The sequence below is a fragment of the Bradyrhizobium huanghuaihaiense genome, from assembly GCF_007830635.1.
Taxonomy (GTDB): Bacteria; Pseudomonadota; Alphaproteobacteria; order Rhizobiales; family Xanthobacteraceae; genus Bradyrhizobium; species Bradyrhizobium huanghuaihaiense.
In genome coordinates this window covers 39,968-62,221 of record NZ_VLLA01000019.1, presented here as the reverse complement: position 1 = coordinate 62,221, position 22,254 = coordinate 39,968, and the positions used below count along the sequence as shown (strand labels likewise).

The window sequence follows — 22,254 nt, the reverse complement described above, 5'->3', positions numbered from 1 at the left end:
GAATGGGAATATCGTGGAAGCTCTTTTCATCTCGAGGAAATCATGGACGACATAACCAACTCCTCAAAGCGGCTCGATGGGTCGCTTCACTTGCCGGTTCTGGTGATCGTCGAACCGCTCCTGTTGCCTCGCACATGTATTCTCAACGTCCTCAGGCGGGAATTGGCGGAATTCGAGATCCTCGACATGGCAACGGTCGAAAGCCTGGACTGCACGTCAACCCGCGATGTTCGTCTGGTGGTGCTGAGTATCGCAGACAAGCCCATCGACGATCCCTCGGTTGAGGGCAGTCTCGCCTTCGTCGCGGAGTGTTGTCCCAACGCCGCCGTTGCAATCCTGTCAAACCATGACGACGAGCCGACCGTGCAGGCTGCGATGCAGCGGGGCGTACGCGGCTTTCTTTCTACCTCGCTGCCGATCGAGATCGCCATAGCTGGCCTGCGCCTTGTCCTTGTCGGCGGCGTCTACAGGCCGTTGCCCGTCGCCGGGATGAACAGGATACCGGATTTCGAGCCGCCAGATGCACGCGGGCTTGCGCGCGCATATCTTGTGAACGAGGGAGCCGGAGTGACTATCGAAAGGAGCGTGACGGATCTCACGCCTCGTGAGCAACAGGTTCTGGCGGAATTGGAGCTCGGCCTGCCCAACAAACTGATCGCCGCCAAATTGAACCTCTCGGAAAGCACAGTCAAAATGCACATCCAGCATATCATGCGGAAATGTGCTGCGCACAATCGGACGGAAGCCGTGCTCCGCTGGCGTGGCCGGTTGCCGGCGCAGGGGCGCGATCACGAACCCGGCGCAGGTCCGATGCAGGAGACTTAGTCCTCTCTGAATGCACCACGGAAGCTGTCGAGCAGGGGCCTGAGCGCGTAGAGAGCCACGGTACCGCGCCCTGTCGTGATGAACACTTGAACCGGCATGCCGGGGACGATCGGGATGTCGTTTGCGACGATCTGCGCGTCGTCGATCCGGATTTTGGTCGCGTAGTATGGCTGGTCGGTACGCTTGTCGAGGAGCCGGTCTGCGGACACGTGCACGACAGTTCCCTTTAGGCGAGGCACGCGACGCTGATTGTACGGTAGGAGGTGAACCTCGGCATTGAGGCCGGGATGAACCACATCGATATCCTCGGGCCTCAGGCGCGCGGTCACGATGAGACGGTCTTGCCGGGGCACCAGGTCCATGAGCGGAGCGCCCGCTCCGACGACGCCACCGGCTGTATGAATCCGCAAATCGGTTATCACGCCGTCCTCTGGCGCCTTGACCTCTGTTCGCGATAGCTGGTCCCTGGCCGCAAACAACCGCTCGCGGAGCTGGAATATCTGGTTCTGTGCTTCACGAAGCGACTGTGCGATCTCGTTCTGCCTCTCGCTCTCGAGCTTGAACAATGTGGCCTGCTGTTCGCTGATGACTTGCGCGGCGCGGGAAATCTGCGCCGCGATCTCGCCGCGGCGGCCCTCAACGTCGGCCAGCTCCCGCTGCAGGTTCAGAAGTCGCGGCCGCCGTTCGAGCCCCTTGTTGACGAGGGTCGTGACCATATCCAGTTCCTCCCGGACGATGCCGATCCGCTGCCCGGTGGCGCTCTCCTGCGCCGTGAGACCTTCGATCTCCTTCTCGACTTGACGCCTTCGTTCGCGAATGACCGCAAGCTGCGACTCGTGAACCTGCAGGCGCGCCTGAAAAATGAATTGCTGCGCCGACACTGCAGCGGCGGCCACTCCGCTCTGCCTGCTGTCCTGTTCCAGCGCGTCCGGAATTGCGATCCTCTCGAACCTCTGCTGCTCGGCTTGAAGCCGAGCGGCACGAGCAGCCGCATCCCAAAATTGGCCTTGAAGACTTTGTACCTCCGAGCTCGCCCGGGTGTCCTCCAGCGCGATCAGCGTTTGGCCGCTGCGCACGTTGTCGCCATCCGAAACCAGGATCTTGCTGACGATACCGCCTTCCAGATGCTGAATGGTCTTCCGGCTCGATTCCGATTCCACGACGCCGGACGCGATCGCGGCGCTCTCGAGAGGCGCGAGGCTCGCCCATGTACCAAGCCCCAGCATGAAGCAGAGCACCAGCAGATTGCCCGCGACGGTGATCGCGCGAAGCCTTCCGCGTGGCGACGTCGGCGTAGGCGTCGAGCACCACGGAAATTCCAGAGGCTCGAAATCGTCGATTGCGGTTACCACGACGCCAGATCGTCGGGCGAGTGGGGGGCGCGCCGGCGCGCGCATGAGCCGGTCCCAGATCATGGGAAGTCTCGAGACGGCGGGATGCTTCCAGATGGTGAGAGAATTCCACATCATGGCGCAACCTGCGAAGTAACCTGGGGTCGGCTCAGGTGCCGTTCAAAGATGTCCTCGCTGTCGCCGAACGCGGCGACCGCACCGTCTTCCATGATGGCAATCTTGTCCGTGGCGGCGAGGAGACCCATCCTGTGAGTGACGACGACAAGGATGACGCCTGCGAGCTTCATGCGCTCGATGGCATCCAGGAGCATTCGCTCGCCCCCGTAGTCGAGGCTGGCGTTGGGTTCGTCGAGAACGATGAGGCGTGGGCTGCCGAAAAAGGCGCGGGCAAGACCGAGGCGCTGTCGATACCCGCGTGAGAAGATTGTTTCACTGTGAACCACCGTGTCGTAACCCTGCGGCAGGCGCATGATCGCCCCATGGATTCCGGCGAGCTTGGCCGCTTCGACGACCTTCCGCCGGTCGGCATCTTCAAGGCGTGCGATGATGTCGTTGATGGTGTCGCCGATCAGATTGATGTCCTGGGGGAGATATCCGAGGCCGTCGCCGTTTCGGCCCTCGCGAAGCAGCGAGACGTCGGTATTGTCGAGGAGGACACGGCCATGCGTCGGCATCGACAGCCCGGCGATCACCTGGCCGAGCAAGGACTTGCCTGACCCGGACGGACCGATGATGCCAAGGCATTCTCCGGGCATGAGGCTGAAGGAGACGCCGTTCAGCAGAAGATGGTCGGTCCCCGCAAGCCACACGCCCACATTGTCGACGACGAGGCCGCTTCGCGCCTGCGGCGGGAAAACCCCCGCGCTCTCCTGCCGGGCGAGGGGGAATGCGGCGAGAAGTGCGCCGAGCCGCTGACAGGCGTTCACGGCCGTCACGAGTGATTTCCAGCCTGCGACCGCACTTTCGACCGGCGCGAGCGCCCGGCTGAACATCAGCGTAGAAGCAAAGATGATTGCCGGACTTTTCCCGTGATCGAGGACGAGCCACGCGGCAGCCCCCATGATCAAGACCTGCGACAGCGCGCGAACCGGCTTGGTGGCCAGTGAGACGATCTCGCCTCGCCGGAGCGCCACATCGTGCTCTCTGCGCGCGTGCTGCGCGTCACGGTGGATCATGCGCGCAGCGCTATCGAACATTCCCATGGCGCGGATCATGTGGATGTTGCCCGCGGCAGTCTGAAGGCGACCGTAGCTTCTGGAGAGCGCGGCGCTGGACCTGAGCAGAGCGTCTTCCGTGACCAGCTCTCCGGCGACCGTGAGTGCGAACAGGAAGGCGACGCAGCAGGCGCCCACCACGCCAAGCAGGGGATGGATCAGAACGAGGACAAGGAGGAACAAGGGCGCCCAGAGCGCGTCGAACAGCATCGTACATGAGCCGGACTCGACGAACTGGCGCAGCACGGTGAGGTCCCGATATGCGCCCGACGCTTGCGTCCAATCGCTGCGAAACGCTGATTCGAGGCCGGCCGAAAGCACGCAGGGACGAAGGCGATCGTCGAGCCAGGCGCCGAGGCGTCCAAGGACGGCGCGCCGCAATGCATCGAACACGCCGCCGACGACCACTGTGATCGCGACTATGAGCGTGAGCAGGAGCAACGTGTCGCCGCTCCGGCTCGACAACACGCGGTCGTAGATCTGAAGAAGATAGATGGAGGGCGCAAACAGCAGCAGATTGTAACTGCAGCTATATGCGAATACGAGACCCAGCGGTCCCACGCAGGACCGGAGGGCTGTGTGCAGTGGCGTCCGGATCTGCGGCAGGATGGGCAACCGAATGGGCGGCATCAGCATGATCGTCACCGCCTGAAATCGAGGTCCGGCGCACTTGACTGATGGTCAACGCAATCCGGCAACGGTATCGGTAGATCTTTGGCGTGAAAATCCGGGACCGGCGGCCGCGGCAGCCGGTCCCGCCAGTCGGACGAGCGGATCGTCAGAGCGTGTCGAGATGGAAGGTCACCCCGCCACCCCATGCGAAGTTGCCGTCTCCGCCATCGCCGCCGATGCCGGCGACAACTTCCTGGTGCTGGTCCACCGCGAGCTTGTTGATCTGGGTGGCATCCGTATTGGCGTAGACCTTGGAGGTATCGTAGCCGCTGTAGGACTTCTGGCTTCCGTTCGACTCGGCGTCTCCGCCATGAGCCTTGGAGAACACCGAGGCCTTGGCGTTGGCGCCGCCGGCATCCCAATCCGCCGTCTGTTTGACGTGATCGCCGGTGCTCACGTGCACGTCGGCGCCTTCCGCCTTGTTGGTCGGATCGTAGTTGACAGTCGGCTTGCTGATGATGGCTCCCTTGAAGGTACCGTCGCCGCCATTTCCGGCACTTTGACCACCGGTGTCGATCGATTTGAATTTGATCGTATCCGAGATGTTGATTGCCTTTGGCATCATTTGAGGCCTCCGTCGTTTTGTTGGTTGTCGTGCAACATCCATCCCGATCAGGCGGACGCGCACGGCAAGTCTGATCCGCCCGCGCGCGAGCGCGATAGATGTCAAATCGAACACCATCCGGTTTGGTGGGCCTACGTACGAAAGTACGACATTTCGTCAGGGGAGGGCGCCTCTGCGCGGGCTTTGCATGCGAAGAGCGGCGACGGCGCGCGCCGCGATGCGACCGGCCATGCGAGCGATGCGACGTTTCGCTATGCCACCAGGTGAAGATCCGACAGGAGATGCGCGGCATCGCCACCTAGCGCGAGGTTGCCGTAGCCGCCGTCCCCGCCAACGCCGGCGATCTGGGTCGTACTCTGGTCGATGTGCACGTTGTTGACCTGATCGGCCACGGCCGTCGAATGGGGACCTGCGATTGCTATGTTGATGGGTGCATAGATCGCGACGCTGACGTCGACCAGACTGCCGGAAAAATAACCGTTGCCGCCATTGCCTGCGCTGTTCGAACCGGTCGCGATCGTATCGGACCCGCCCCACAGATGATGGGAGAGAAGGTTTGCATGGCCGCCCGCTGCGGCGTTGTCGTTGCCGCCGTGCCCGCCAATGCCGGCGATCTGAACCGCGGATTGATCCACGGAGACATCATTTATCTGGACCGCGTAAGCGCTGGAGCCATAGCCCGCGACTGCGATGTTGATCGGGTTGTACACGACAAACGAGGTATGGACGAGTTCCCCGTAGAATATGCCGTCGCCGCCATTGCCGGCCTGGCTTCCGCCCGTTTGAACGTCAAAGACGCTCGATCCCCAACGGGGGTCGAGCGTGATGACGCTGCCGCCGGCGGCCACATTGCCATGTCCGCCACTTCCGCCGACCCCCGCGATCTGCGTAGCCGATTGGTCGATGTCGACCGTGTTCGACTGACTTGCATGTGCAGTGCCGCCCGAGCTCGCCAATGCAATATTGATCGGATGATAGATCACCACGGGAGCGTCCACGATCGCACCCGAGAAATAGCCGCTGCCGCCGTTTCCGGCGCTGTTGTCGCCACTCGCGATCACGCCGGAATCTAAAAACGTACCGGTGCTCCCACCCGCTGCAATGTTGTCATTGCCGCCATGGCCGCCGACGCCGGCCATTTGAAGAGCGGATTGATCGACATTCAGATTGTTGGACTGGTTGGCCAGGGCGACCGAGCCGTATCCCACGCTGATCGAAATGTTGATCGGTTCGTAGATCAACAGGGACGCGTGAATGATGCTTCCGTAGAAGTAGCCATCTCCGCCGTTCCCTGCCGTATTCGCCCCACTCTCGACCGAAGCAATGCCCTTCTCGGGAAAGGATGCGCCGGCAGGAGGCTTCGTAGACGAAGCATCCAGGCCCGCTGCCGCGTGGTTGCCGGCGTGGCCGCCCATCTCGCCCCCCGATGGGGGATGTTTGGATTGAACGGGGTCGGAGTCTCTATGATGGGTATTCGCGCTCGCGGCGTATGGTCCAGGACCAGCAAACGGGCCGGGACGATGGAACAGGGACGCAGGGCCCAATTCGTCCGCGCCATCGTATCCATCGTGGTGACGAGAGGCGTGATGCAGCCGGATTCCATCCGACATCCGCGTAAAATCCATCGTAGCCTCCCTCATCGCAATCGCTCCGCGCGATCGGACGGGTTCTGCACTCCGGACGGAATGTCGTCCCGGGAAGCTCGAATGCCCAGCCGTCAGTTCGGATATAGCGCTCGTCTGGCAGCCGTAACATCGGCTACATCCGTTCGGGTGTGGTTACAGCCTTTGCATCAATTCCCCCGGTCCGCGCACTCATCTGGTCTGAACCGAGGAAGCTGAGGTTGCGAAGCTTCAGTGTTCCAGGGAGAGACCAGATGAACGTCCACAAGAATGCGCCGGGGCGCGGCCGCTGCTCCGCTAGCAGGACCATTACGACTGCAAATTGCGTGGCTTTCGTTGCTTTGGCCGACCGGAACGATGTAGACCCCGCACTTCCTGCTGTTGAAAAAGTTCCGCGCAGACGCCACGCAACCACTGGCTTGCCGGATCGTGATGGAAACGGGCGTGCCAATATTGCTTTACAGTAAATCCGGCGATTGCCAGGGGGCAGTCGAGCACGCGCAGGCCGTAGTAGTGAGCCAGCGTTTCGCCAATGTGCCTTGGAAGGGTTGCGATCAGGTCAGTCGTCCCGACGATTGCAGGTAACCCCAAAAAGCCCGGTAGCTCGAGCGCAACGTCAAGGACCATCCGCTGCTGCTGTAGCGCGTCCGCGAGCAACTGATGTCCAGTGCCGGAACGGATGAGGACGTGTGCCTCACGCCGGAAATCCTTAGCTGTGATGCGGTCGCGGATCCGGGCATGTCTTGCGTTCGCCAGGCAGACCCAATCCTGCGGAAACAGCGCCTGCTGGAAGTGCCCCGCATCGAGATCCGAGATGTAGCCGAGCGCCAGATCAGCTTCGCCGGATTGCAGCATCCGTGGGGTGTCCGCGCCGATCTGTGTCGCCTCGATACGAACGCCAGCGGCAACGCGGCGGACGTGAGCGAGAATGGACGGAAGCAGCGTGACGTGGCTTCCATCCGTCATGCAGATGGTAAAACGGCGTTTTGCGGTTGTCGGATCGAAATCGGTGCGAAGCTCGGCCAGGCGACGCAGCATTTCCAGCACCTGCCTCGCCGTGCCGATGAGAGCCTCGGCGCGCGGCGTCGGCAGCATCCCCTCCGCCGACCGGATGAAGAGCGGATCGTCGAGTTCCTTTCGCAGGCGCGCCAGCCAGATCGAAATGGTCGGCTGACTTTGACCGAGCCTTTCGGCCGCCTTGGTGACGCTGCCCGTGGTGAACAAGGCGTCGAAGAGCCGGAGCAGGCGCGGGTCCAGCAGGTTCGTCTCGGAGAGGTCCCGGTGCTTCATTGCGATCTACAATAATGGTTATAAGGGTCATAGCATATCCAAATATTGAGCAGACTGCTACCACGCCTCCGACGCTCAAAAAAAGGCGCGGGAGAAACGTTCGGATGAGGATCTGCTTTATCGGAGCGGGAGCCTTGGGCTCGACCATCGGCGGCACCCTGGCGCGCGGCGGTGCCGAGGTCTGGTTGATCGATCCGTTTCGAGCTCATGTCGAGGCGATCACTGCCGGTGGGCTACGGATGCTCGAAGGTGGCGCTGAGACCACTGTAAAGCTCTCTGCGTGCACCTCCGCGGCCGAGGTCGGCATAGTGGCGGACCTCGTCATCGTCCTCGTCAAATCCTACCACACGCGAGATGCCATCCGGGCGGCAGCGCCGATCATCGGGCCGCAGACGGTCGTGATGTCGCTTCAAAACGGTCTTGGGCACGAGGACATCCTTTCGGGGGAAGTTGGTCGCGAGCGGGTCATGGCGGGCAAGACCTACGTTGGCGGCGTGCTGCTGGGTCCTGGTCATGTTCGCTCCGGGGTCATCGGCAAGGAAACCATCATCGGCGAACTTGACGGGCGCTTGACGGAGCGCGCACAGCGAATTTCCGAGACGTTCAATCGTGCCGGCATTCTCACGCTGCTCAGCGACAACATCTTGGGCACGATGTGGGACAAGTTGTTCATCAACGTGGCCGGTGGGGGAATTACGGCAGTTACCGGGCTGACCTATGGCGGCCTGTATTCACTGCCTGTCCTGGAAGAGTGTGCGCTGGCCGCAATCTCGGAGAGCATCGCAGTCGCCCAAGCCGCTGGCGTCAAGATCTCGATTGCCGACCCTCGGCTCGCTTGGACGATGGCATCCGCTGGGCTGCCGCCCGAGTTCAAGACCTCGATGCTGCAGAGCTTGCAGTCCGGCAACCTGACTGAGGTCGATTACATTCACGGCTCGGTCGTGCGTTGGGGGGCCAAGTTCAATGTCCCGACCCCCGTCAATTCGACCCTCGTCGCGTTGATCAAAGGGCTCGAATACGCCCGCAGCGATTATCCGGGAAAGGCCTGAGACGATGTCGTTGCCCCGCGCTTATGTCGAGCACGTCGCGATTCGCGTGCCGGATGTTGATCGTCACGTCGACTTCTTTCGTGAGGTGCTTGGTCTCGCCATCCGCGACGAGCAACCCGCCGATGGCCCGCGCCCGCGTCAGGTATGGGTGCTCGGAAGCGTGCAACTCATCGAGGATCCGAACTTCGTCGGACCGGAGGGCCGTCTCGCCCATCTCGGCATCATGGTCGACGATTACGAAGGTGTGCTCGCCCGAGCTGCCGCGTGGGGCGCTAAAGCACTGCCCGCCGGGCCGAACTGGCTCGAGCTGCCGGGCGGGCTGAACGTCGAAATCTTGCAAGCCAGTGCGGGTGCCGTGGAAGCGGCGCTGGCGATCGATCCACGGGCCTAAGGAACACGCGACATGACCGATGAGCGCTACTGGGACGATGCCAGGGTCGGTGACGAATGCGTCACTCCCTCAGTGACGGTTACCGAAACGATGGTGAACGCCTACGCCGAGCTGACGGGCGATTTCACGCCGGTCCATGTCGACGAGGAATACGCCAGGACTACACCATTCGGTACGCGCGTCGCGCACGGGCTGTTTGGTCTGTCGCTGGCCGATGGTTTGAAGACCCGTGCCGACTACCGCTTCCTCCCGGGAATGTCGCTGGGCTGGACATGGGATTTCAAGCTGCCGATCAAGCTCGGCGACACCGTACATGTGAAGTTCCGCGTTGGTTCAATGCGCGCCACGAAGCGGGAAGGGTGGGGCATCGTGGTGCTGCCCTCGGAGCTAATCAACCAGCGCGGCGAAGTGGTGCAGCTAGGCGAGCACCGGCTGATGATTCCGATGCGCCCGAAGACCAGCGTCGCGGGAGGGCAGGCATGACCGCACAAGATCTGCCGCTCCAAGATCTGCCGCTCAAAGGCATTCGCGTCATCGACTACAGCCATTTTCTCGCAGGCCCGTTCATGGGCCGTTGCCTCGCCGCGATGGGCGCTGAGGTCATCAAGGTGGAGCGTCCGAAGCAAGGCGATGCGGGTCGCGCCCACGGCTATTTCAAGGACGGACAATCCGGCTACTTCCTGCAGCAGAACATGGGCAAGCAGGGCCTGTGCATCGATCTGCGCGACAGGCGTGGCCTCGACATGATGATGAAGCTGGTCGACACGGCCGATGTCTTCATCGAGAACTACCGCCCCGGCGCACTCGAACGCCTCGGGCTCGGTTACAAGACGCTGTCGGCGCGCAATCCCGGACTGATCTACTGTTCGGTCTCCGCCTATGGCCACACCGGTCCCTATGCCGACCGTCCGGGCTTCGGCCTGATCGCAGAGGCGATGTCGGGCGCTCTGGCGCAACTGGGCAATCCCGGCGAAGCGCCGCCGCTGCTGCGGATGCCATTGGCCGACATGTACACCGGCATTCACGGCGTGGCTGCCATCAATGCCGCGCTGGTCGGCCGCGCGTCGTCCCGGCGCGGTCAACACATCGATCTGGCGCTGTACGACTGCATGGTCTCGATGCACGACTATGCGGTGCAGCGCTACTTCCTCTCCGGCGGTACCGACCTGCCGAAGCAGACCGGAAGCGGACAGCCAGATTCGACCGTCTACGGCGTCTTTCCGGCAAAGGACGGCAATCTTGTCATCGCCGCGCAAGTCGATGATGCGTGGCGACGATTGGCGACACTGATTGGGGGAAGCAGCTTGTCATCCGACGAACGCTTCACCACGCCTGCCGCGCGGAACGCCCATTATGCCGAAGCGATGGACATCGTGCGCAACTGGACATTGTCGCAGCCGTCTCGCGATGCCTGCCTAGCGGCACTCGACGAAGCAGGTGTGCCGTCAGCTCCCGTGCAGACCATCAAAGAGGTCGTGAACGATCCGCAGATCCACGCGCGCGGCATGTTGGTCGAGCAGGAGCATCCTGTGCTCGGCAAGGTGACGTTGCCGAACCTGCCGTTCCGGTTCTCCGATTGCGACACCACCGTGCGTACCCCAGCGCCGCTGCTCGGCCAGGACAATCGCCGCATTGCAGAGTCGCTGGGACTCTCGGCCGACCTCGTCGAGGCGATGGTGCGTGACGGGGTCCTCTACAACGAAGTCGCAGTGCGGGAGTGAGCGATGAGCGACCGGTATGCGGTGATCGGCAATCCGATCGGCTTCAGCAAATCACCTCTCATCCATGGCACTTTCGCCAGAATGACGGGACAGGACCTTGTCTATGAGGCGATCGAGGGCCCCCTCAATGGTTTCAACGAGCGGGTTGATCAATTCCGGACAGAGGGCGCCAAGGGGCTGAACATCACCGCCCCGTTCAAGCTCGATGCCTTCGCCTACGCAAACGAGCTTTCGGAGAGCGCCAAACGAGCAGGCGCTGCAAACTGCCTGAAGTTCGACGGCGATCGGATCGTTGCCGAGAATTTCGACGGGATCGGCCTCGTGCGTGACATCACCGTCAATCTCGGCGTCAAAATGACCGGCCGCCGCGTCCTGATGCTCGGCGCTGGAGGAGCAGCGCGTGGCGCGCTACTGCCGTTCCTGCGTCAGGAGCCATCCGAGTTGGTTCTCGTCAATCGTACCTTATCGAAGGCTGTGGCATTGGCCGAAGAGTTCGCCGGTTTCGGTCCCCTGATCGTCAGCGGCTATGCTGAACTGGCCGATCTCGCCGAAGGCTATGACGTCGTGGTCAACGCGACATCGGCCAGCCTGCGGGGTGAGTTGCCGCCGCTTCCAGGCAACGTCTTCCGCGGTGCGGAGCTGGCGTACGAACTCGCCTATGGCAAGGGGCTCACTCCCTTTCTGCAAGCGGCCCGCGCCGAAGGCGTAGCCAAGCTGGCGGACGGCGTCGGCATGCTGGTCGAGCAGGCGGCGGAAGCTTTTGCCTGGTGGCGCGGCGTTCGACCGAGCACGGCTCAGGTCATCGCCGAGCTGACTGTCCCTTTGAGCTGACGGGCGATGCCGACCATGCATCAGAAGTCCAGCTTTCTCGTCGGCCTGATCGGGAGCGGCATCGCGGCGTCACGCACTCCGCCTATGCATGAAGCGGCCGCTGACGCCGCGGGCATCCGTTATCTCTACAAGAAGATTGACCTGACTGAGTTGAAGCTCGGTGCCGAAGCGCTGCCGGAATTGCTGACGGCGGCAAAGTGGATGGGCTTTGACGGGCTGAACGTGACCCATCCCTGCAAGCAGGCGATCATTCCGCTCCTGGATGAGCTTTCGCCTGACGCGGAGGCGCTTGGTGCCGTGAACACCGTGGTCGTCAGGAATGGCCGAATCATCGGCCACAACACCGACTGGTTCGGCTTCGCCGAGAACTTTCGCCGTAACATGCAGGGTGCATCGCTCGGTCGTGTCGTCCAATTCGGCGCCGGCGGTGCAGGAGCGGCGGTCGCTTTCGCGCTGATGAAGCTCGGCGTGCGGGAGTTGACCATCATCGACGTCGACCCGGCCAAGGCGCAGAATGTGGTCGACGGCTTGTCCCCGCGATTTGCAGAAGGGCGCTTGAAGGTCGGCCAGGATGTCGCGGCCGCCGTTGCTGCGGCAGACGGAATTGTCAACGCGACGCCGATCGGCATGGACAAATATCCGGGCACGCCGCTGCCGACGGCTCTGCTGCGTCCCGATCTGTGGGTCGCTGAGATCGTCTACTTCCCGCTGGAAACCGCCCTGCTGCGCGCGGCGCGTGCCCTCGGCTGCCGCACCGTCGATGGTGGTGGCATGGCGATCTTCCAGGGCACCGAAGCATTCCGCCTGTTCACGGGCATCTCACCTGATCCAGACGTTTTCTTCGCCACTTTCGCATCCCTGGGAGGGTAACACCCGGCCGATGGGCGAGCGGCACGCACAACGCCCGAGAGGAAACGCAAGATGGGCTATACGCTCGATTTCTCGGTGGTTTGGCACGCGATGCCGGCCCTGCTGTGGGGGTGCGTGGGAACGTTGGCCCTGGCGCTTGCCGGCATGACGCTCGCAATGATGATCGGCGTCGCCGGCGTCGCGGCACGCGATTCGAAGGCGGCTTGGATGCGTGCTCTCGTGATCGGCTTTGTCGAGATCGTGCGCAATACGCCTTTCCTGGTGCAGATCTTCTTTCTCTTCTTCGCCCTGCCGCTCATCGGATTGAAGCTCAATCCGACCGCCACCGCCATCATCGCGCTCGGCGTCAATGGTGGCGCCTACGCCATCGAGATCATCCGCGGCGGGGTACAGTCCATTCATAAAGGACAGGTGGAAGCCGGCTATGCGCTCGGACTGCACAAAGGGCAGGTATTCCGGTTCATTGTGCTCAAGCCCGCGCTTCGCGCGATCTACCCCTCGCTGACGGGGCAGTTCATCATGCTGACGCTGACCTCATCGATCTGTTCGGCGGTATCGGCCTACGAATTGACATCGGTTGCGCAGCGCATCGAAAGCGACACGTTCCGCAGCTTCGAGGTCTATTTCTTCGTCACCTTCCTCTACCTCGCGATCTCCTGGCTCTTGATGCTGGGCTTCGCCGTCGTCTCTCACCGCTTCTTCTCATATCCGACACGCTGAGGGAGCGATCATGACACCGCATTTTGGCCTTCCTGAGTTCGGCTTCCTGCTGCGTGGTCTGCAATGGACGATGCTGCTGACGCTGGTTGCGTTTGTGGGCGGCTGCACGGCGGGTCTGGCTGTAGCATTGCTGCGTACCTGTGGTCATAGGGGCGTGGAGTGGATCACCCGCATTTACATCGGGTTGTTCCAGGGCACTCCGCTGCTGCTGCAGCTTTTCGTCGTGTACTATGGATTGGCGCTCACCGGGCTGAAGCTCGACGCCTTCGTGGCGGTGGCGATCGGCTTCACCGTGAATGCCTCCGCCTTCCTTGGTGAGATCTGGCGCGGAGCGATACAGGCCGTGCCGCGTGGCCAGACCGAGGCCGCGATGGCGCTTGGACTGCACTATTCGTCGCGCATGCGCGACATCGTGCTGCCGCAGGCAATCCGCATCTCGCTGCCCGCGACCATCGGCTATCTCGTGCAGCTCATCAAGGGCACGTCGCTCGCCGCCATCGTTGGTTTCATCGAACTCGCCCGCGCCGGTCAAATCGTATCGAACCAGACCTTCCAGCCCTTGCTCGTCTTCGGCGTGGTCGGCGCGATGTACTTCATCCTCTGCTGGCCACTGTCGTGGTGGGGCAGTCGGATGGAGGCCAGGCTCGCCCTGGCCAGTCAAAGGTAGGAACGGCGCACCTGCTCAATCACAAACAGCCATCACCAGGAGGAGATACTCATGTTGTTTTCACCCAACCGTCGCCAGCTCGGCATCGCGCTGCTGGCGTTGGCGGCTATCGCCATCGCAGGCAAATCGCAGGCCGGCACTCTGGAAGACGTGAAGAAGAAGGGCGTCGTCGTCATTGGCATTCAGGGCGACAATCCTCCCTGGGGCTATGTCGATAGCTCGGGAAAGCAGGATGGCATCGATGCCGACATGGGACGGGCCTTCGCTGAATATCTTGGCGTGAAGGCCGAGTTCGTTCCGCTGGCGGTGGCCAATCGTATTCCGGCGCTGACCACAGGCCGGGTCGACATTCTGTTCGCGACCATGGCCATGCTGCCCGAGCGTGCGAAGGCGGTGCAGTATTCCAAACCCTACGTCGCCAACGAGATCACACTGGTCGCAGCCCAGGCAACGCCGATCAACGGCAATGCCGACATGAGCAAATTCGTCATCGGCGTTCCGCGGTCCTCCACGCAGGATACTCAGGTGACCAACAACGCCCCGTCCGGGACCGAGATCCGCAGATTCGACGACGACGCCGCCACCATCCAGGCGCTGCTCTCTGGCCAAGTCCAGGCCGTCGGCGCGAATCTGTTTTATCCGCAGCGCCTCAACGCCGCAAAGCCGGAACTGGGGTTCGAGCCCAAACTTCACTTTACCGCTCTGTACAACGGCGCCTGCACGCGCCTCGGAGAGAAGGAGTGGAACGAGACGGCCAACAAGTTCATCGACCAGATCAAGTCGAACGGCAAGTTGGCCAGTTTCTACGCCAAATGGATGAAGGTCCCGGTCCCTGTCTTCCCGGACTCCGTCCCCGGCGTTCCCTTCACCGTCCAGTAGCCACCGCGAGCGGCCGACGCGATCCGCGTCGGCCGCCGCCCAACGGCGGAGACCAGCATGCAGGACCAGATCCTGATCGAAATGAAGGGCGTGCAGAAGTGGTACGGCGGGTACCAGGCTCTCCGCAACGTCGATCTCATCGTGCGAAAAGGCGAGAAGATCGTGCTCTGCGGTCCGTCCGGCTCAGGCAAGTCGACGCTGATCCGCTGCATCAACCGCCTCGAGCCGATCCAGCAGGGCAGCATCGTGGTGAACGATCATCGGCTTGACGACAGCATCAAGGCTATCGATGTCGTACGTCAGGACGTCGGCATGGTCTTTCAGAGCTTCAATCTTTTTCCGCATATGACGGTCTTGCAGAACTGTATGCTCGCACCCATCCGCGCGCGCCGCATCGGCAAGAGCGAGGCGGAAACGATTGCGCGAAAATACCTCGAGCGCGTCCGCATCGGTGATCAGGCCGAGAAGTATCCGGCTCAGCTTTCGGGCGGTCAGCAACAGCGCGTCGCGATCGCGCGCGCGCTCTGCATGCAGCCCAAGGTGATGCTGTTTGACGAACCGACCTCGGCACTCGATCCTGAGATGGTCAAGGAGGTGCTCGATACGATGATAGGCCTCGCCAACGACGGTATGACCATGATTTGCGTCACCCACGAGATGGGCTTTGCCCGCCAGGTTGCCGACCGGGTCATCTTCATGGCCGAAGGCCAGATCATCGAAGAAGGCGCGCCCGACGCATTCTTCCGCAATCCCCAGCAAGCCCGCACCAGGCAGTTCCTCGGCGAGATCCTTGCCCATCACTGAATGGAGTTCATCCATGAGTCGTCTTGTCTACGTCCTCAACGGACCAAATCTCAATTTGCTCGGCAAGCGCCAGCCCCACATCTATGGCCACGAGACGCTTGGGGACGTGGAGCGGGATTGTCGGGCGCTGGCCAAGGAGCTCGGCCTGGAGATTCGCTTCCATCAATCCAACCGGGAATACGAGCTGATCGACTGGATCCACGAGGCGCGCGAGACGGCTGCCGGGATCGTGATGAATCCCGCGGCTTTCACCCATACGTCGGTCGCGATCCTCGATGCTCTAAACACGTTCGAGGGGACAGTGATCGAGGTCCATATTTCCAATGTGCACAAGCGCGAGGAATTCCGCCACCACTCGTTTGTCTCCAAACGAGCGGATGGGGTCATCGCAGGCTTCGGCACCCAAGGTTATCTGCTCGGCTTGCGTCGCGTGGCCAAGCTGCTTGATGAGAAGAAGGGGTAGCATTGTAGAGCGCACCCGTCCGCCTCGGTGATGGGAGCGGCCGAAGAAGGGCATCAGAACGCGAAGGATCGAATCCATACCCGCCCCCGAGTTGTTACAGCCAGCCCACAATCGGCGTGATTGATTCAGAAAGGCGACGGCTGGTCAATCGGCGCTACACGTCTTCGGGGGATGCGATTGAAAGCCGCGACCGCGAGAAAAGACCCCCTCAGCTTTTTCGCGCTCAAAAATCGGCGAAAAAATCGAGGCGAAATTGATTAGTCGTATCAGAGGGATCTGAAATCGGGTCGTTCTCAAAACGAAATCGAGTCGTTTTCAAAGTGTCCGCACTTGATCGATTTATTGGTGGGCCCGGCAGGACTCGAACCTGCAACCAGACCGTTATGAGCGGCCGGCTCTAACCATTGAGCTACAGGCCCCGCCGCGGGACGGCCGCGGGAATGCGGCCGGCAACGGTGCGCGGTTCGTTTACAGGGCCTGAGGCGGGGGTGCAATCCTCAAGCGTTTTCAAAGCGAAGTGGTCCTCGGTTCGCGTCAGGACAACGCGTCGAACATTGCCGCGATCGAGGGGAACGCGGGCGCTGCGCCGAAAGCGCGACTCGTCGGATGATTGCTGAATTCGGAATAATGGCATTTTTGCCACTGTTTTGCCCGACAAGTCAAACGGCCCTCACGATCAGCCGGCCGGTGCCCAGTTTGGCGCTGCCGTAACCCGCTGTGATTGCTCACGTCTTCTACTGTGCATGGGGTTGTTTTCGCACTTTTTGTTTTGAGAGGGCCTTTCGGCCCCCTCGGATGCTTTGCCGGTGAGTCACGGGCGGCGCGGCGGCCTGCCGCTAGTCCACCGACACCCCCGCGAACTCCACCACCTTGCGCCACTTCTCGGTCTCGTCCGTGACCAGCTTGCCGAACTCGGCGGGCGTCATCGGCTTGGGGATGCCGCCTGTCTCGGCGAGGCGGGCGATCACCTTCGGATCCTTCAGCGCTTCGCCAATGGCCTTGTTGAGGGTCTCGATCACCTCGCTCGGGGTGCCCTTCGGCGCGGAGATGCCGTAGAAGCCGACCGATTCGAAGCCCGGCACGGTCTCGGCGATCGCGGGCACGTCGGGCACGCTCGGCCAGCGCTGCGGCGAGGTCACCCCGAGGGCGCGGACATTGCCGCCCTTCGCCTGCTCCAGCGCGGACGGCAAATTGTCGAAGATCAGCTGCACCTTGTTGGAGATGATGTCGGGGAAGGCGATCGCAGATCCCCGATAGGGCACGTGGATCATGTCGCACTTGGTCATCGCCTTGAACAGCTCGGCCGACATGTGCACCGAGGTGCCGTTGCCGGACGAGGCATAGGAGATCTTGCCCGGATTGGCCTTGCAATAGTCGATGAACTCCTGGACCGTCTTCGCGGGAAACGCGTTGGAGACCACCAGCATGTTGGTGAGCTGCATGATGCTCGCCACCGGCACGGTGTCGCGCAGGAAGTCGAACGGCAGCTTCTTGTAGAGCGAGGTCGAGATCGCGTTGTTCGGCGCGACGAACAGCAGCGTGTAGCCGTCGGGGGCTGCGTTGATCGCGGCCGCAGCCGCGATGTTGCCGCCGGAGCCGGTGCGGTTCTCGACGATGAATTGCTGGCCGAGCCGATCCGAGAGCGTCTGCGCCATGATCCGCGCCACGATGTCGACCGGGCCGCCGGCGGCGAAGCCGATCATCCAGTGCACGGGGCGGTCGGGATAGGCGGCCGCGGCGGGAGGGGTGGTGTTGAAAAGACCTAAGAGAACTGCGAGCCCGAAAACACCGTTACGCAAAATTCGCAACATGACACCTCCCATTGTTCTATTGTCGTTGGGCTGCATGCTTTCACAAAAACGCGCGGCTGCCTACATCGTCGCAAGTCGGTGTTGACGCAGGCCCGCCGGGAACGACCATGAGATTCGCTAATCCTATCCTTCTCGCAGCGGCGCTGCTCGTAAGCCCCGCCGCCGCCCAGACCGGAGGCACGGCCATTCCCACCACGACACTCAGCTTGGGCACCGCGACGCCCGGCGGCGGCTTTCCGCTCTATGGCAACGCCTTTGCCGAGGTGATGAACGCAGCCGATCCGGTCATCACCATCGCCCCGCGCAACACCAAGGGCAGCAACGAGAACATTCCGCTTCTGGAAAAGGGCGAGCTCGATCTCGCTCTGGTCGCGGGCGAGCCGGCCTATGAGGCTTTTGCCGGCATCGGCCGCGCGAAGGTCGGGCTGAAGATCTTGACGGCGATCTATTCCAACCCCGGCATGTTCGTGGTGCGCGCGGACAGTCCCTACAGGACGATTGCCGATCTCGTCGGCCAGCCCGTCGCGTTCGGGGCCAAAGGCTCGGGCCTGCCGATCCTGGCGCGCTATGTGCTCGACGGTCTCGGCCTGAAGCAGGACGAGGACTTCAAGGCGGTCTATCTCGACCGCGCCGGCGACGGCCCCGCGATGGTCGAGGACGGCCGCGTCGCCGCGCTCTGGGGCGCCGGCATCGGCTGGCCCGGCTTTGCCGCAGTGGCCTCGAGCGCGTCAGGCGCGCGCTTCATCGCGCCAAGCGCGGAGGAGATCACCCGCATCCGCGCCAAGCATACGTTCCTGAAGCCGCTGACCGTGCCGGCGGGCAGCTACCCCAAGCAGTCCGAGTCGATAGCCTCGCTCGGCTCATGGAGCTTTGTCCTCACCCGCGAGGATCTGCCCGACGACGTCGCCTATCGCCTCGCCAGGACGCTGCATGGCGCCGAGGCGACGTTCTGCAAGACACTCGCGCAGGCCTGCGAGACCACGGCCGCGAACACCGTCGCGGCCGCGCCGAAGGTCGAGCTGATCCATCCGGGCGTCGTGAAGTATTTTCGCGAGATCGGCGTGGTGAAATGACGATCGCTTTAAGCGATCGTCACTTCTTCACCAGCGGACACGCCGGATCCGGCGGGCCGAACGCCTTGTCGCCGGAGATGGTCGTGAGGATCTTGTAATAGTCCCACGGATATTTGCTCTCCTCCGGCGTCTTCACCTGCACCAGCCAGAGGTCGTGCACCATCAGATTGTCCTCGCGCAGTTTGCCGTTGCGGGCGAAGAAATCCTCGATCGGCTTCTCGCGCATCTTTGCCGCGACCTTGAGCGGGTCGTCGGTGCCGGTCTCCTTGATGGCGTTGAGATAGTGCATCACGCTGGAATAGACGCCGGCCTGCCACATCGACGGCATCTTGTTCATCTTGGCGAAATAGCGCTTCGACCATTCGCGGGTCTTGTCGTCCATGTCCCAGTAGAACGACGTGGTCAGGAGCAGACCCTGCGCGGCCTGCAGGCCGAGGCCGTGGATGTCGGTGATCAGCGCCAGCAATGCCGCCATCTGCTGGCCGCCCTTGAACACGCCGAACTCCGAGCCGGTCTTGATCTCGTTCATGTTGTTGGGGGGACCGGCGGCAATGCCGATGATCTTGGCCTTGGAGGCCTGCGCCTGCAGCACGAAGGAGGAGAGATCAGGCGTTGCCAGCGGCGGCCGCACCGAGCCCAGCACCTTGCCGCCATTGGCAGTGACGACGCTGGAGGCGTCGCGCTCCAGCGAATGGCCGAAGGCGTAGTCGTCGGTGATGAAGAACCAGCTGTCGCCGCCGCGTTTGACCACGGCATCCGCGGTGCCGACCGCGAGCGCGCGGGTGTCGAACACCCACTGGATCGCGTAAGGCGAGCAGAACTTGCCGTGGAAATCCGCGGTGCCGGTGGAGTGGGTGATGAACAGCCGCTTCTTCTCGTTGGCCATGTTCTGCACCGCGAGCCCGACCGCCGAGACCGGCACGTCGACGATCAGGTCGACCTGGTCGACGTCATACCAGCGCCGCGCCAGCGAGGCGCCGATGTCGGCCTTGAGCTGATGGTCGCCGACCACGATGCTGATCGGCTTGCCGAGTACGGTGCCGCCGAAATCGTCGATCGCCATCTGCGCCGCGGTCACCGAGCCCTGGCCGGTCGGCGCGGAGGCCGGGCCGTTCATGTCGGTGAGCACGCCGATCTTCACGACATTGTCGGACACCTGCGCCATGGCGGCGCCCGGCAGCAGCGCTGCCGCAACGGCGGCCGCGACCGGCAGTCCAAATCTCGCTCGCTTCACGTTTGTCCTCCCCTGATCCGGCGCGTTGGCCGGTGTTGCTTTTGCCGGGTATGGCCCGGCTGAATTGGTTTCTTTTGCAACTATTCAGGGGTGGGCGTCAACGTCAGGCCGCGAAGCGGATCTGTCCCGCCGGCGAGGGGTCGTAGCCGGTCAGCTCCTCGGCGCGCTGCCGCAGCCGTCTTTCGCTGAGAAACCTGATCAGCGCCTGCATTGCAGGGCGGAAATAGCTGCGCTGCCGCATCGCGAGATCAAAATTCTCCCAGACCAGCGGCACGAAATCGAGGCCGGCTGAGCGCGCCGCCGCGCGCGTCGCGACCCCGCAATCGGCTTGTCCGGCGCGGACCATTTCGGCGAGATCCGGCCCGGTGAGGGCGGGCGTCTCCACCCGGCGCAGATCGCGCGTCGTGGCGTCCGCGCGCTTGAGCAGCGCGTCGAGCAGCATCTGAGCGCCTGTGCCCTGTTGTCGCATCGCCATCCTGGCGCCGACCGCGAGCACGTCGGCGAGTCCGCGCAGCCGTTTCGGATTGCCCGGCGGCAGCACCAGGCCCTGCTCGCGGCGCACGAATGCGACCAGCAGGGCGTCATGCAGGTCCGGAGCGTCCCGCAGCGCCGTCACACTGGCATCGGCGGCAAGATTGCCGGTGGGATCCAAGCTGTGGAAGTGCATGGCCACGGCCATCACCTCGTCGCGCTGCAGGCGCTCGAGCCCGCGCGCGCTGCCCTCGCTCATGGAGCCGAGGCCGGAGCCGGATTCACGCAGGCTCCAATCGAGCAGCTCGTCCTGGCTGCCGCCCATGACGGGCGGGGGCTCCGTGGTTAGCATGCCCGCCGGACGCGCGAGGCCCGAGAGGACCCAGAGGTCGAGCTCGTGCCGGGGGAAGAGCCACTTACCGGTCACCTTGCTGCAGGGGATCGCACCGGTGGTGACGAGTTCGTAGAGCTTGCGTTCGCCAAGTCGGAGATAGTCAGCGGCTTCACTGGTCGTCAGGAATTCCATCCTGCATTCCTATGCAAATTCTTGCTTCTTTTTGGACGTTCGTCGCAGGTGGAATTCTGCATTTCATTTTGTGTCCGCGGGAACCATGCCCGATCATCTCGTTGCTTTGCAACACATCCGCGCGCGCGATTTCTGCTTTGGTGAACGATCCTCAAGCGCTCGAATGGTGCGGGCCTTGCGGCTGTCGCGAACGTGCATGCGATCGCCGGTTTTGCAATCGCCGTGCCGCGTTGTCGTTGCCGAAATATCCCGAACGGAGCGCGATTGGCGTCACGAGTGCGGCGCAATCCATCATCATGATCGCGTCATATCGAAGGGAACCAGCTCATGGCCGCTCGCCGCCTGTCCGTTGCATTCGCGCTTCTCTGCGGCCTTGCTGCGGGCGTTGCGGCCTCCTTCGCGGAGGATCGCGCGATCGTGCTGGCCACGACGACGTCGACGCAGGAGTCCGGCCTGCTCGATCATCTGCTGCCGATCTTCCGTGACAAGACCGGTGTCGACGTGAGGGTGATCGCGCGGCGCGCCGACGAGGTGCTCGACGGCGCGCGAAAAGGCGAGGCGGACGTCGTGCTGACGCATGCGCGGCCACAGGAGGAAAAATTCGTCGCCGACGGTTTTGCCGTGAAGCGCTTCGACGTGATGTACAACGACTATGTGCTGATCGGGCCGAAGAGCGATCCCGCCGGCGTCAAGGGCAAGGACATCGCGACCGCGCTCAAGGCGATCGAGGCCAAGGGCGCGCCGTTCGTGACGCGTGGCGATCGCTCGGGCACCCACGCTGCGGAGCTCGCGCTCTGGATCGTCGCCGGCATCGACATCGCCGCCGCCAAGGGTGCCTGGTATCGCGAGGCCAAGCAGGGCATGGACGCGGCGCTCGAGGCTGCACGCACGGCGAACGCCTATGTGCTGTCGGACCGCGGCAGCTGGATCGGCTTCAGGGATCGCGGTGATCTCGATGTCGTCGTCGAGGGTGACAAGCGGCTGCTCAACCAATACGGCGTGATGCTGATGAGCCCCGACAAGTTCCCGAACGTGAAGAAGGAGCTGGGGCAAACCTTCGTCGACTGGCTGATCTCGCCGGACGGGCAGGCGGCGATCGCTGCCTACAAGGTCGACGGCCAGCAGCTGTTCTTTCCAAATGCGGACAAGACGGGCGGCTGAGATCCTCATCTCCTGCGGTTGCCAAACCGGGCGAGGCATGGTC

At 62.8% G+C, this 22,254-nt stretch carries 22 protein-coding genes and 1 tRNA gene; 14 read left to right on the top strand and 9 right to left on the bottom strand.

Annotated features, from left to right (window positions below; all coding sequences use genetic code 11):
* Positions 1-42 precede the first annotated feature (42 nt).
* On the top strand, positions 43-825 hold the full coding sequence (locus IQ16_RS30720) for a response regulator transcription factor (protein ID WP_035666708.1): 783 nt from the start codon (positions 43-45) through the stop codon (positions 823-825).
* Here IQ16_RS30720 and IQ16_RS30715 read toward each other — a convergent pair.
* From IQ16_RS30715 to IQ16_RS30695, 5 genes are all read right to left on the bottom strand, one after another.
* Positions 822-2,294 carry an HlyD family type I secretion periplasmic adaptor subunit gene (locus tag IQ16_RS30715; RefSeq protein ID WP_018643961.1) on the bottom strand — a complete coding sequence of 491 codons (1,473 nt, stop codon included), beginning with the start codon at positions 2,292-2,294 and terminating at the stop codon, positions 822-824. The genes IQ16_RS30720 and IQ16_RS30715 overlap by 4 nt on opposite strands.
* Positions 2,291-4,027 (bottom strand): type I secretion system permease/ATPase, encoded by a 1,737-nt coding sequence (locus IQ16_RS30710; RefSeq protein WP_035666716.1) that lies wholly within the window; start codon positions 4,025-4,027, stop codon positions 2,291-2,293. Before IQ16_RS30710 ends, IQ16_RS30715 begins: the two co-directional genes overlap by 4 nt.
* Positions 4,028-4,169: 142 nt before the next feature.
* Positions 4,170-4,628, bottom strand: coding sequence for a hypothetical protein (locus IQ16_RS30705; protein ID WP_018643963.1), 459 nt, complete (start codon positions 4,626-4,628; stop codon positions 4,170-4,172).
* Between the two features lie 251 nt (positions 4,629-4,879).
* Entirely contained in the window at positions 4,880-6,043 is a 1,164-nt protein-coding gene (locus IQ16_RS30700; RefSeq protein WP_244635915.1) for a hypothetical protein, read from the bottom strand.
* Between the two features lie 516 nt (positions 6,044-6,559).
* On the bottom strand, positions 6,560-7,540 hold the full coding sequence (locus IQ16_RS30695) for a LysR family transcriptional regulator (protein WP_145831926.1): 981 nt from the start codon (positions 7,538-7,540) through the stop codon (positions 6,560-6,562).
* Between the two features lie 104 nt (positions 7,541-7,644).
* Between IQ16_RS30695 and IQ16_RS30690 the strand changes: the two genes are divergently transcribed.
* From IQ16_RS30690 to aroQ, 11 genes are read left to right on the top strand one after another with little or no spacing between them, the layout of a single operon-like run.
* Positions 7,645-8,589 carry a ketopantoate reductase family protein gene (locus IQ16_RS30690; RefSeq protein WP_026312143.1) on the top strand — a complete coding sequence of 315 codons (945 nt, stop codon included), beginning with the start codon at positions 7,645-7,647 and terminating at the stop codon, positions 8,587-8,589.
* Positions 8,590-8,593: 4 nt separating this feature from the next.
* Complete coding sequence (locus tag IQ16_RS30685; RefSeq protein ID WP_018643968.1) at positions 8,594-8,980, top strand: VOC family protein; 387 nt, start codon at positions 8,594-8,596, stop codon at positions 8,978-8,980.
* A 12-nt stretch (positions 8,981-8,992) separates the two neighbouring features.
* The gene (locus tag IQ16_RS30680) at positions 8,993-9,463 is read left to right on the top strand and encodes a MaoC family dehydratase (RefSeq protein ID WP_018643969.1); all 471 of its coding nucleotides are present in this window, start codon (positions 8,993-8,995) and stop codon (positions 9,461-9,463) included.
* Complete coding sequence (locus tag IQ16_RS30675) at positions 9,460-10,701, top strand: CaiB/BaiF CoA transferase family protein (protein ID WP_018643970.1); 1,242 nt, start codon at positions 9,460-9,462, stop codon at positions 10,699-10,701. Before IQ16_RS30680 ends, IQ16_RS30675 begins: the two co-directional genes overlap by 4 nt.
* A 3-nt stretch (positions 10,702-10,704) precedes the next feature.
* Positions 10,705-11,532, top strand: a complete 828-nt coding sequence (aroE, locus tag IQ16_RS30670) for a shikimate dehydrogenase (protein WP_018643971.1) — start codon at positions 10,705-10,707, stop codon at positions 11,530-11,532.
* A 15-nt stretch (positions 11,533-11,547) separates the two neighbouring features.
* Positions 11,548-12,402 carry a shikimate dehydrogenase gene (locus IQ16_RS30665; RefSeq protein WP_026312144.1) on the top strand — a complete coding sequence of 285 codons (855 nt, stop codon included), beginning with the start codon at positions 11,548-11,550 and terminating at the stop codon, positions 12,400-12,402.
* A 51-nt stretch (positions 12,403-12,453) separates the two neighbouring features.
* Entirely contained in the window at positions 12,454-13,122 is a 669-nt protein-coding gene (locus tag IQ16_RS30660) for an amino acid ABC transporter permease (RefSeq protein ID WP_018643973.1), read from the top strand.
* Between the two features lie 10 nt (positions 13,123-13,132).
* Positions 13,133-13,789 carry an amino acid ABC transporter permease gene (locus IQ16_RS30655; protein WP_018643974.1) on the top strand — a complete coding sequence of 219 codons (657 nt, stop codon included), beginning with the start codon at positions 13,133-13,135 and terminating at the stop codon, positions 13,787-13,789.
* Positions 13,790-13,840: 51 nt separating this feature from the next.
* Complete coding sequence (locus tag IQ16_RS30650) at positions 13,841-14,668, top strand: transporter substrate-binding domain-containing protein (protein ID WP_018643976.1); 828 nt, start codon at positions 13,841-13,843, stop codon at positions 14,666-14,668.
* A 57-nt stretch (positions 14,669-14,725) separates the two neighbouring features.
* Entirely contained in the window at positions 14,726-15,472 is a 747-nt protein-coding gene (locus IQ16_RS30645) for an amino acid ABC transporter ATP-binding protein (RefSeq protein WP_018643978.1), read from the top strand.
* 13 nt (positions 15,473-15,485) lie between these two features.
* On the top strand, positions 15,486-15,935 hold the full coding sequence (gene aroQ, locus IQ16_RS30640) for a type II 3-dehydroquinate dehydratase (RefSeq protein ID WP_018643979.1): 450 nt from the start codon (positions 15,486-15,488) through the stop codon (positions 15,933-15,935).
* Between the two features lie 343 nt (positions 15,936-16,278).
* On the opposite strand, the gene IQ16_RS30635 is transcribed toward aroQ, so the two are convergent.
* Positions 16,279-16,354, bottom strand: a tRNA-Ile gene (locus IQ16_RS30635).
* A gap of 417 nt (positions 16,355-16,771) precedes the next feature.
* Positions 16,772-17,746: a Bug family tripartite tricarboxylate transporter substrate binding protein gene (locus tag IQ16_RS30630; protein WP_026312145.1), complete on the bottom strand. Its 975-nt coding sequence runs from the start codon at positions 17,744-17,746 to the stop codon at positions 16,772-16,774.
* Positions 17,747-17,853: 107 nt separating this feature from the next.
* Between IQ16_RS30630 and IQ16_RS30625 the strand changes: the two genes are divergently transcribed.
* Complete coding sequence (locus tag IQ16_RS30625; protein WP_018643981.1) at positions 17,854-18,819, top strand: TAXI family TRAP transporter solute-binding subunit; 966 nt, start codon at positions 17,854-17,856, stop codon at positions 18,817-18,819.
* Positions 18,820-18,838: 19 nt separating this feature from the next.
* Here IQ16_RS30625 and IQ16_RS30620 read toward each other — a convergent pair whose 3' ends face one another.
* Entirely contained in the window at positions 18,839-20,053 is a 1,215-nt protein-coding gene (locus IQ16_RS30620; protein ID WP_018643982.1) for an ABC transporter substrate-binding protein, read from the bottom strand.
* Positions 20,054-20,156: 103 nt separating this feature from the next.
* Positions 20,157-21,050, bottom strand: a complete 894-nt coding sequence (locus tag IQ16_RS30615; RefSeq protein WP_018643983.1) for a substrate-binding domain-containing protein — start codon at positions 21,048-21,050, stop codon at positions 20,157-20,159.
* Between the two features lie 327 nt (positions 21,051-21,377).
* Between IQ16_RS30615 and IQ16_RS30610 the strand changes: the two genes are divergently transcribed.
* Complete coding sequence (locus tag IQ16_RS30610; RefSeq protein ID WP_026312146.1) at positions 21,378-22,211, top strand: ABC transporter substrate-binding protein; 834 nt, start codon at positions 21,378-21,380, stop codon at positions 22,209-22,211.
* Positions 22,212-22,254: the final 43 nt, after the last annotated feature.